We start from the raw sequence: 236 nt of genomic DNA, 5'->3' as shown, positions 1-236 counted from the left end.
ACTGCCCCTCCTGGATAAGTTTGTAGAACCACTTGTCGGTCATACCGGTGCAGGTGGTGATAAACGTCATGTCGATAAGCGGGTCGTCTGCGCAAAGCAGCGTGGCGGTTGTGGTGCCGGCGTTGTTCGTATTCAGTGTGGTCATGGTATTTATCTCCCTTTGAGGAATGGTTGTCGGGAGATGCCCGGTGTCACTGAATTCTGGACATGCCGGTTCTCCTCAAAGGATAGGGATT

Annotated in this window: 1 pseudogene; it reads right to left on the bottom strand. The window is 52.5% G+C overall.

The annotated features are described in order from the left end of the window. Nucleotides 1-145 (bottom strand): annotated as a pseudogene (locus ADK28_RS32835) (AlpA family transcriptional regulator); the annotation flags it as partial. Nucleotides 146-236 lie beyond the last annotated feature (91 nt).

The sequence above is a fragment of the Serratia sp. 506_PEND genome (genome assembly GCF_001076875.1).
Taxonomy (GTDB): Bacteria; Pseudomonadota; Gammaproteobacteria; order Enterobacterales; family Enterobacteriaceae; genus Serratia; species Serratia marcescens.
The sequence above is the reverse complement of the archived record's forward strand: the minus strand, read 5'-3'. Positions and strand labels throughout refer to the sequence as shown.